Below are 9907 nucleotides of genomic sequence, written 5' to 3' on the forward strand. Positions count from 1 at the left end.
GCTAAGCGGCTGCGCCGCTTCAAATACAAAACGCCCGCGTTACCACACCCGACGTCACCACATCCAAAACAGCCTCTACAGCAACCCAAAAGACTCACGGCCGGAGTGCTCACCTCAGCCTCACAACCGAAGGCTCACGCCAGCAGCAGGCGGACTGTGAGTTCCAGGCGGTTGGAGACGTCGGACGCGGATGCGCGGCGCGTCACCCAGGCGACCAGGTTGGACAGCCACACGTCGCCGATCACCCGCGCGATCGCCTTCTCCTCGTCGGTGGGCTCGTCCACGGTCATGGCGTTGGTGAAGAACCGCTCGACCAGCGCCGCCACGGTGTCGACCTCGGCCGCCGCCGAGGTGTCGGCGAACATGAACGCGCGGGTCATCGCCTCGGTCAGCTGCGGACTGCGCTGCAGCGTCCGGGTGGTGCGGTTGAGCACGAACATGACCCGCTCGTAAGGCGTTTCGCCGGGGATCTTCGTGCGGTCCATCTTGTCCTGGGCCCGCTCGAACTCCCTGGCCAGGCCGGTCACCAGCAGGTGGATCTTGGACGGGAAGTACCGGTACAGCGTCCCCAGCGCCACGTCGGCCTTCTCCGCGACGGTGCGCATCTGGACCGCGTCGTAGCCGCCCTTGGTGGCCAGCGCGATGGTGGCGTCGATGATTCGCTTGCGGCGTTCGTGCTGGGCAGTGGAACCGGTCTCGTCGTCCCGGAGCGCTTGCAGCACATTGCGCGAGGTGCTTGCCATGCAGCGTCGGTCCCCTCGAAGACTCGTTGGTCGAAACGCGTGGTGGTCACCACGCGGCTCGTCGCCGCACCACCCTGACGGGTTAAGGTGATCGACGTGGTTCGATCGAAACATGTTCCAGTCTACCCAGCCCGCCGGGCGCGGGCTGTGTGAGGTGAGCCGTGCGGATCGCGTTGCTGTCCTACCGGAGCAAGCCGCACTGCGGCGGCCAAGGCGTCTACGTCCGGCACCTCAGCCGTGGGCTGGCGGAACTGGGCCATCACGTCGAGGTGTTCTCCGGCAAGCCGTACCCGGAGCTGGATCCCGGGGTGGATCTGACCGCGGTGGACAGCCTCGACCTCTACGACGAGGCGGATCCGTTCCGCACTCCGGACTGGCGGGAACTGCGTGACGCCGTCGACCTGCTGGAGGTCGGCACCATGTGGACCGCCGGCTTCCCCGAGCCGCTGACCTTCAGCCTGCGCGCGGCGAAGCTGCTGCGCGCCCGGCGCCACGAGTTCGACGTGGTCCACGACAACCAGTGCCTCGGCTACGGCCTGCTCTCCCTGCAGCGCGCCGGGATTCCGCTGGTCGCGACCGTGCACCACCCGATCACGCACGACCGCCGGGTCGACTTGGCAGGGGCCACCGGCTGGCGACGGGTCGGGGTGCGCCGCTGGTACGGCTTCACCCGCATGCAGGCGCGGGTGGCCCGGCGGATCCCGCAGCTGCTGACCGTTTCGGAATCCTCGGCCGCCGACATCCGGCGCGACTTCGGCGTGGCCGCGAAGCAGCTGCAGGTGGTGCCGCTGGGCGTGGACGCCGAGGTGTTCAAGCCGCCGACCGCGCCCCGGGTGCCCGGCCGCATCGTGGCGATGGCCAGCGCGGACACCCCGATGAAGGGCATCGGCACGCTGCTGGAGGCGGTCGCGAAGCTGCGCACCGAACGCGCCGTGGAGCTGGTGCTGGTGGCGAAGCCGACGCCCGGCGGCCCGACCGAGCAGCGCATCGAGGAACTGGCCATCGGCGACGTGGTGCGCACCGTCAGCGGCATCAGCGACGCCGCGCTCGCGGAGCTGCTCGGCTCCGCCGAGGTGGCCTGCGTGCCGTCGCTCTACGAGGGGTTCTCGCTGCCGACGGTCGAGGCGATGGCCTGCGCGACACCGCTGGTGGCCAGCCGCGCCGGGGCGATCCCGGAGGTGGCCGGGCCGGACGGCGAGTGCGCCGACCTCGTCCCGCCCGGCGATGCCGAGGCGCTGGCGAAGGCGCTGGCCGGGCTGCTCGACTCGGCCGATCGGCGGCAGCGGCTCGGCGAGGCCGGCCGGGCTCGGGTTTTGGCGAAGTACAGCTGGAAATCGGTGGCAGCGGCAACGGTCGACTGCTACGCCGAGGCGATCGCGCGGAAGGCGCGCGCCGGGGAGGGAGCAACTTGCTGACGGTGGACTTCGAAAAGCTCGGCGTACAGCCGGGCCAGCGTGTGCTGGACCTGGGCTGCGGCGCGGGGCGGCACGCCTTCGAGCTCTATCGGCGCGGGGCGGACGTGACCGCCTTCGACCAGGACGTCGCGGAGCTGGAGAACGTGGCGGCGATGTTCGCCGCGATGAAGGCCGAGGACCAGGTTCCCGACGGCGCCGCCGCGCAGACCGTCTCCGGTGACGCGCTCGCGCTGCCGTTCCCGGACGAGCACTTCGACTGCGTGATCGCCTCGGAGATCATGGAGCACATCCCCGAGGACGAGAAGGCGATGCGCGAGCTGGTGCGCGTCGTCAAGCCCGGCGGCCGGGTGGTCGTGACGGTCCCGCGCTCGTGGCCGGAGAAGATCTGCTGGGCGCTGTCGGACGAGTACCACCAGGTCGAGGGCGGCCACGTGCGGATCTACTCCGCCGACGAGCTGATCGGCAAGCTCCGCGACGCGGGCCTGCGCCCGGCGTTCCACCACTACGCGCACGCGCTGCACTCGCCGTACTGGTGGCTGAAGTGCGCGGTGGGCACCGACAACGACGATCACCCGCTGCCCAAGCTCTACCACCGGATGCTGGTGTGGGACCTGATGAAGGGCCCCTGGATCACCCGCACCGCCGAGCGCCTGCTGGATCCGGTGATGGGCAAGAGCATCGCGGTCTACCTGGGCAAGCCGGGATCGGCCCGTGCCGGGGCCTGAGGTTCCGGGCGTGCTGTCCGCCGAGGCGGCCGCCCAGACCGGCAAGGCCATCGCCGCGACGCAGCTGGCATCCGGCGCGGTGCCGTGGTTCCCGGGCGGGCACGTCGACCCGTGGGACCACGTCGAGTCGGCGATGGCGATGGCCGCGACCGGGCTGATCGCCGAGGCCGAGCGCGCCTACGAGTGGCTGCGCGCGACCCAGCGCCCGGACGGCTCCTGGCCGCTGCAGGTGCGCGACGGGCGGATCGAGGACGCCGGCTCGGACACCAACTTCTGCGCGTATCCGGCCGTCGGCGTGTGGCACTACCTGCTGATCAGCGGCGACGACGGGTTCGCGGAGCGGATGTGGCCGGTGGTGCGGGCCGCGATCGACTTCGTGCTCACCGCGCAGCGCGAGCGGGGAGAGATCGACTGGGCGGTGGGGGAGTCGGGCATCCCGACCGGCGAGGCGCTGCTGTCGGGATGTTCCAGCATCCACCACAGCCTGCGCTGCGCCCTCGCGCTGGCCGAGTACCTGGACCAGCCGCAGCCGAGTTGGGAGGTGGCGCTGGGCCGGCTCGGGCATGCGCTGCGCGACCACCCCGAGGCGTTCGCGCCGAAGCACCGGTACTCGATGGACTGGTACTACCCGATCCTCGGCGGGGCGTTGCGCGGTGAAGCCGGGCGGCAGCGGCTGTTCGCCCGCTGGTCGGACTTCGTCGTCGACGGGCTCGGCGTGCGCTGCGTCGACGACCACCCGTGGGTCACCGGCGCGGAAACATGCGAGCTGGTGCTGAGCCTCGATGCGCTGGACGAGCACGACCGGGCCCGCGACCTGCTCGCGGCGATGCAACACCTGCGGGACCCGGACGGCTCGTACTGGACAGGCCTGGTCTACGCCGATGACAAGCGCTGGCCGGAGGAGCGTTCGACCTGGACCGGAGCAGCGGTGGTCCTCGCGGCGGACGCGCTATCCCGCGCGACGCCGGGCAACGGCATCTTCCGGGGCGAGAAGCTCCCGGCGGGCCTGCCGCTGGAGAACGTCCCCTGCTGCGAACTCGAAAACGTCTCCGGCACCTGAGCCGGGGTGGCGCAATTTCACGAGAAATTGACCCGTCCTAGGGTGACGACGGAGATCACCTACTGTGACTGCTCTGCGCCGTTCCTGCAGGTGGGGCCAATTTCCCGAGAAATTGACCGTCACCCGGGTGAACGTCAATTTCTCGGGAAATTGGCCTCCCTCCTCGGATGGGGGAGGGTTGGGTTAGGGGAGGGAGCCCGGGGTTCCGGTGGTGCGTTGGAGGACCCGGAGGGAGCCGACGACGCGGGTTTCGCGGAACGCTCCCGTTTCCAGGGCTCGGCAGTAGATCCGGTAGGGCGCCTGGCCACCGTCCTCGGGGTTCGGGAAGACGTCGTGGATGACCAGGGCGCCGCCCGGCGCCAGCCAGTGCGCCCAGCCCTCGTAGTCGGTGCTGGCCGCCGTGTCGGTGTGGCCGCCGTCGATGAACAGCAGCGACAGCGGCGTTCGCCAGAACTCCGCGACCGCGCCGGAGCGGCCGACGATCGCGGTGACCTCGTCCTCCAGGCCGGCCGCGGCGATCGTCCGCCGGAATTCGCCCAGCGTGTCCAGCATCCCGACGGCCGGGTCGACCAGGTTCGGGTCGTGGTACTCCCAGCCCGGCTGGTGCTCTTCGGAGCCGCGGTGGTGGTCGACCGTGACGATCAGGCCGCCGGTGCGGCGGGCTGCGGCGCCTAGGTAGATGGCGGACTTGCCGCAGTAGGTGCCGATTTCGACCGCCACGCCGGTGCCGAGGTGCTCCAGTGCCGTCTCGTAGAGCGCCTGGCCCTCTTCCGGCGGCATGAATCCGGTGGCCCGCTCGGCGAGCTCGCGCAGATCCGCCGGGATCGGGTGGTGCTGCTCGCGGTCGGTGGCCGATCCCTGCGTCACGTGCGTCCTCCGTCTGGTCCGGTTCGGTGCCGCCGGAATCCTACCTCCTGAACTGCGCAGTTCCGGTAGAACCTGTTGTCATTCACCAGGCTCGGAGCGCGGTCGTCAACGTTGTCGCGGCATCCGACCGCTTGCGTTGCGGCCCGCCCGCCGGTACTACTAGAACAAGTTTCAATATCGGGCGATGGATGAGGCGGGTCGGATGGAGTTCGCCTTCGGAGAAACGCAGCAATCCGTGCAAGATCTGGCCGTCGAGGTGCTGCGACGCGAAACCGGTCGCGGTGAACCCGGCGATGGAACCCGTTACGACGAGGCCATTTGGAAGGCGCTGGGCGACGCGGGGCTGCGATCCCTGGCGGTGCCGGAGCGGCTCGGCGGGGCCGGACTCGGCGTGCTGGAGACGGCGATCGTCCTCACCGAGATCGGGCGTGCCGCAGCCGACGTCCCCGCTCTGAGCACGCTGGCATTCGGCGTCCTGCCGGTCGCGCGGCACGGCACGCACGCTCAGCAGGACGAGCTGCTGGACGGCAAGATCCTGACCGCCGCGCTGAACGAACCGTCGTCGCCGTTGCCGGACGAGCCGCGCACCAAGGCGGCGGGCGGCCGCGTCTCCGGCACGAAGACCGGTGTTCTGCACGCCGACCTCGCGCACCGGATCCTGGTCTCCGCGAGCACACCCGACGGCCCAGGAGTCGTCCTGGTCGACCCGGCCGCGCGAGGCGTGACGCTGCACCAGGTGCGGTCGTCGTCCGGCATCGAATGGGCCGTTCACCTCGAAGACGCACCCGGCGAGTTCCTCGGCGGCGCGCCGGACCAAGCCGTGCTCGCGGACCTGCACGCATGCGCGCTCGCGGGCATCTGCGCGGTGGGTGACGGCGCGGTGGCCGGAGCACTCGGCCACACTGCGGAACACCTGCGCACCAGGCACCAGTTCGGCAAGCCGCTGGCCGCTTTCCAGGCCGTCGCCCAGCAGATCGCCGACGTCTACATCGCGGCCCGCACCCTGCACCTGGCCGCGCAGTCCGCGTCCTGGCGGCTCGACGCCGGGCTCGATGCGGCCGAGGACCTGGCGGTCGCCGCGTGGTGGCTCGCCGAGGAGGCCCCGGCCGTGCTGCAGACCTGCCACCACCTGCACGGCGGCCTCGGCCTGGACATCACCTACCCGCTGCACCGCTACTCGTCGCTGGTCACCGACCTCGCCCGGCTGGCAGGCGGCGCGCAGCACCGCCTGGACGTACTCGCGGCACGAGCCTGAGGAGGGGCATGTTCATCGAGCTCACCGCCGAGCAACGCGCCTTGCAGGACGAGCTGCGGGCCTACTTCGGCGATCTCATGACGCGCGACGAACGCGAGCGGATGGCGGTGGACCGGCACTGCTCCGCGCATCGCGACGTGGTGCGCCGGATGGGGCGGGACGGCTGGCTCGGCGTCGGCTGGCCGGTCGAGTACGGCGGTCACGGCTTCGGCGACGTCGAGCAGCTGATCTTCGCCAACGAGGCCGCCCGGGCGGACGTGCAGTTGCCAGCTGTGACGCTGCAAACGGTCGGGCCGACCCTGCAGGCCTACGGCACGCCCGAGCAGAAGGACTTCTTCCTGCCCAAGATCCTGGCCGGCGAGATCCACTTCGCGATCGGCTACACCGAGCCCGACGCGGGCACGGACCTGGCCTCGCTGCGCACCGCGGCGGTCCGGGACGGCGATTCCTACATGGTCAACGGGCAGAAGATCTTCACCACCGGCGCGCACGACGCCGACTACATCTGGCTGGCCTGCCGGACCGATCCCGATGCGCCCAAGCACAAGGGAATCTCGATCCTCATCGTGGACACCCGCGATCCCGGCTACTCGTGGACGCCGATCATCACCTGCGACGGCGCGCACCACGTGAACGCCAGCTACTACCAGGACGTTCGCGTGCCGGCGGAAATGCTGGTGGGGGAGCAGGACAAGGGCTGGCGGCTGATCACCACCCAGCTCAACCACGAGCGCGTCATGCTCGGCCCGGCCGGGCGCATCGCGGGAATGCGCGACCGGGTGCGCGAGTGGGCGCGGAGCCGGGCCACGCCGGACGGCACGCCGCTGCTCGAACTGCCCGACGTGCGCCGGGTGCTCGCGCGGGTGCGCGCCTGCGAGCGCGTCAACGAGCTGCTCAACTGGCAGGTCGCGGCGGCGGCCGCGCTCGGGCCGGTGTCCGTCGCGGACGCCTCGGCGACCAAGGTGTTCTCCTCGGAGCGGATCCAGCACCTCGGTCGCCTGCTGGCGGAAGTCGTCGGCCGGCACGGCGACCCGTCCGATGTGGACACCGAGGAACTGCTGGCCTGGCTTGACGTGCACTACAAGCGCAACCTCGTGCTCACCTTCGGCGGTGGGGTCAACGAGGTGCAGCGCGAACTGATCGCCACTGCCGGACTCGACCTGCCACGGGTGCCGCGCTGAGCCGGAGGGAACATGACCAGTACTGCCACCGCGGCGGATGCCATCCTGGCCGCCGCCCACCGCATCGAGCAGCGCGGACCCAGTGCCCCGCGAGCCGCGCGCGATCCTGTGAACCTCGCGATGATCAACAACTGGGTGGAAGCGATCGGCGACGGGAATCCCGTCTACACCTCGGAAACCGATGCGGCAGTTTCGGTCCACGGTGGACTGGTCGCGCCCCCGGCGATGGCGCAGGTGTGGACGATGGGAGGCCTGCACCCGCAGCGCGACACCGACGACCCGCTGTACGCGATGATGGCCGCGCTCGACGACGCCGGCTACACCTCGGTCGTGGCGACCAACTGCGAGCAGACCTACCACCGGTACCTGCGGCACGGCGAACAACTCACCGTCACCACTCGGCTGGACAGCGTCGTAGGGCCGAAGAAGACCGGCCTCGGCGAGGGCTGGTTCGTCACCACCCGCAACACCTGGTACGTCGGCGACGAGCCGGTGGCCGAGATGCTGTTCCGGGTCCTGAAGTTCCGCCCGCCGGAGCGGAAACCCGAAGCGCCGCAACAACAATCCGGTTCCGACGTGATCCGGCCGGCGATCAACCGGGACACCGCCTACTTCTGGGAGGGCACGGCGGCCGGTGAGCTGCGCATCCAGCGCTGCGGCCAGTGCGGGCTGCTGCGGCACCCGCCGGGGCCGATGTGCCCGGAATGCGGTGCGACGAAGCGGACCCACCTGGTTTCCGAGGGAATCGGCGAGATCTACAGCTACATCGTGCACCACCACCCGCCGGTGCCGGGCAAGGAACTGCCGCTGGTCGTCGCGCTGGTCGAGCTCGACGAAGGCGTGCGGATGCTCGGCGAGCTGCGAGGTGTCGAGCCGGCGGCGGTCGAGATCGGCCAGCGGGTCGTGGTCGACTTCCAGCGGATCGACGACGAACTGGTGCTACCGGGATGGAGGCCGAAGGCGTCATGACACTGGCTCGAACGCGGTCGCTCGCCGAGGTGGCCATCGGCGATGCGCTGCCGGAGGAACGCATCGAGATCTCGCCGACCTTCGTGGTCAGCACCGCCATCGCCACCCGCGACTTCCAGGACGTGCACCACGACCGAGATCTGGCGGTGGCCAAGGGCTCCAAGGACATCTTCGTCAACATCCTCACCACCACCGGTCTGGTGCAGCGCTACGTCACCGACTGGGCCGGGCCGGAGGCCCTGGTGCGCGGTGTGGCGATCAAGCTCGGCGTGCCGTGCTACGCCTACGACGCGCTGACCCTGCACGGCCAGGTCCTGGAGCGGGACGGCGACGTGCTGGTCGTGGAGGTGCTGGGCCGCAACAGCCTCGGCACGCACGTCAGCGGCACGGTTCGGGTGGAACTTCCGGAGGTGGCGCGATGATCTCGGGTGAAGCAGCGATCGTCGGGATCGGCGCGACGGAGTTCTCCAAGGACTCCGGGCGCAGCGAGCTGCAGCTGGCCGCCGAGGCCGTCCGGGCCGCCCTCGCGGACGCCGGGCTGGAACCGTCCGATGTGGATGGTCTGGTGACCTTCACCATGGACAACAACACCGAGACGGCCGTTGCCCGGGAACTGGGCATCCCGGAGCTGAGCTTCTTCAGCCGCATCCACTACGGCGGCGGCGCGGCGTGCGCGACGGTGCAGCAGGCCGTGATGGCCGTCGCCACCGGTGTGGCGGAGGTGGTGGTCTGCTACCGGGCGTTCAACGAGCGCTCCGGGAGCCGGTTCGGGCAGGTGCAGGCCGCGGCAGCCGGGGCGCCGACCTCATCGGGGCTGGACAACAGCTGGTCCTACCCGGTCGGCGTGGCCACACCCGGCGCGCAGGTCGCGATGTTCGCCCGCCGCTACATGCACGCCTACGGCGCCACCAGCGAGGACTTCGGCCGCGTCGCGGTCGCCGACCGCAGGCACGCGGCGACCAATCCCAATGCCTGGTTCTACCAGCGGCCGATCACCCTGGCCGATCACCAGGCGTCGCGCTGGATCACCGAGCCGCTGCGGCTGCTGGACTGCTGCCAGGAAAGCGACGGCGGCGTGGCGATCGTGGTGACGAGCCGGGCGCGGGCCGCGGACCTGCCGCATCCGCCGGCCGTCGTGGCGGCGGCCGCGCAGGGCAGCGGCGCCGACCAGTTCACCATGACCAGCTACTACCGCGACGACCTGGCGGCGCTGCCGGAGATGGGCGTGGTGGCCCGGCAGCTGTGGCGGCAGGCGGGCATCGGGCCGCAGGATGTCCAGGTCGGCATCCTGTACGACCATTTCACGCCGTTCGTGCTGGTGCAGCTGGAGGAACTGGGTTTCTGCGGGCGCGGCGAGGCGAAGGACTTCATCGCCGGTGGCGCGATCGAGCTCGGCGGGCGGCTGCCGCTGAACACCCACGGCGGCCAGCTCGGCGAGGCCTACATCCACGGCATGAACGGCATCGCGGAGGCGGTCCGCCAGGTCCGGGGTTCGGCGGTCAACCAGGTCGACGACGTCGAACACGTCGTGGTCACGGCCGGAACCGGCGTCCCCACCAGCGGCCTGGTGCTGTCGGCGGCGTGAGCTCGTGAGCACTTTGGGTTGCTATAGCTTGTTGTTTAACCTCGGGTGCTGGTGTTGCGGCCCCGGTTGATCATGGATGAAGCCCTTGGTTGATCCTTCCTCTTGCG

The 9907-nt window shown here is 70.4% G+C and carries 10 protein-coding genes; 8 read left to right on the plus strand and 2 right to left on the minus strand.

Features of this window, described 5'->3' with window-relative positions:
• Positions 1-134: 134 nt before the first annotated feature.
• Entirely contained in the window at positions 135-743 is a 609-nt protein-coding gene (gene kstR, locus AB0I53_RS40045) for a cholesterol catabolism transcriptional regulator KstR (RefSeq protein WP_358614276.1), read from the minus strand.
• Between the two features lie 161 nt (positions 744-904).
• Here kstR and AB0I53_RS40050 point away from each other — a divergent pair, with 161 nt between their 5' ends.
• From AB0I53_RS40050 to AB0I53_RS40060, 3 genes are read left to right on the plus strand one after another with little or no spacing between them, the layout of a single operon-like run.
• Positions 905-2158 carry a glycosyltransferase family 4 protein gene (locus AB0I53_RS40050; RefSeq protein ID WP_358614277.1) on the plus strand — a complete coding sequence of 418 codons (1254 nt, stop codon included), beginning with the start codon at positions 905-907 and terminating at the stop codon, positions 2156-2158.
• Positions 2159-2160: 2 nt separating this feature from the next.
• Complete coding sequence (locus tag AB0I53_RS40055) at positions 2161-2883, plus strand: methyltransferase domain-containing protein (RefSeq protein WP_358614278.1); 723 nt, start codon at positions 2161-2163, stop codon at positions 2881-2883.
• A complete protein-coding gene (locus tag AB0I53_RS40060; protein WP_358614279.1) occupies positions 2870-3943 on the plus strand; it encodes a prenyltransferase in 1074 nt (357 codons plus the stop codon). The genes AB0I53_RS40055 and AB0I53_RS40060 overlap by 14 nt, the downstream gene beginning before the upstream one ends.
• Before the next feature lie 183 nt (positions 3944-4126).
• Here AB0I53_RS40060 and AB0I53_RS40065 read toward each other — a convergent pair whose 3' ends face one another.
• Positions 4127-4810, minus strand: a complete 684-nt coding sequence (locus tag AB0I53_RS40065) for a class I SAM-dependent methyltransferase (RefSeq protein ID WP_358614280.1) — start codon at positions 4808-4810, stop codon at positions 4127-4129.
• A gap of 202 nt (positions 4811-5012) precedes the next feature.
• Here AB0I53_RS40065 and AB0I53_RS40070 point away from each other — a divergent pair, with 202 nt between their 5' ends.
• From AB0I53_RS40070 to AB0I53_RS40090, 5 genes are read left to right on the plus strand one after another with little or no spacing between them, the layout of a single operon-like run.
• Positions 5013-6065, plus strand: coding sequence for an acyl-CoA dehydrogenase family protein (locus AB0I53_RS40070; protein WP_358614285.1), 1053 nt, complete (start codon positions 5013-5015; stop codon positions 6063-6065).
• 8 nt (positions 6066-6073) lie between these two features.
• On the plus strand, positions 6074-7246 hold the full coding sequence (locus AB0I53_RS40075; RefSeq protein WP_358614281.1) for an acyl-CoA dehydrogenase family protein: 1173 nt from the start codon (positions 6074-6076) through the stop codon (positions 7244-7246).
• 12 nt (positions 7247-7258) lie between these two features.
• Positions 7259-8215 (plus strand): OB-fold domain-containing protein, encoded by a 957-nt coding sequence (locus AB0I53_RS40080; protein WP_358614282.1) that lies wholly within the window; start codon positions 7259-7261, stop codon positions 8213-8215.
• Complete coding sequence (locus AB0I53_RS40085) at positions 8212-8637, plus strand: MaoC family dehydratase (RefSeq protein ID WP_358614283.1); 426 nt, start codon at positions 8212-8214, stop codon at positions 8635-8637. The genes AB0I53_RS40080 and AB0I53_RS40085 overlap by 4 nt, the downstream gene beginning before the upstream one ends.
• Positions 8634-9800 carry a lipid-transfer protein gene (locus tag AB0I53_RS40090; protein ID WP_358614284.1) on the plus strand — a complete coding sequence of 389 codons (1167 nt, stop codon included), beginning with the start codon at positions 8634-8636 and terminating at the stop codon, positions 9798-9800. Before AB0I53_RS40085 ends, AB0I53_RS40090 begins: the two co-directional genes overlap by 4 nt.
• Positions 9801-9907 lie beyond the last annotated feature (107 nt).

It is taken from the genome of Saccharopolyspora sp. NPDC050389 (assembly GCF_040655595.1).
Lineage (GTDB): Bacteria > Actinomycetota > Actinomycetes > Mycobacteriales > Pseudonocardiaceae > Saccharopolyspora.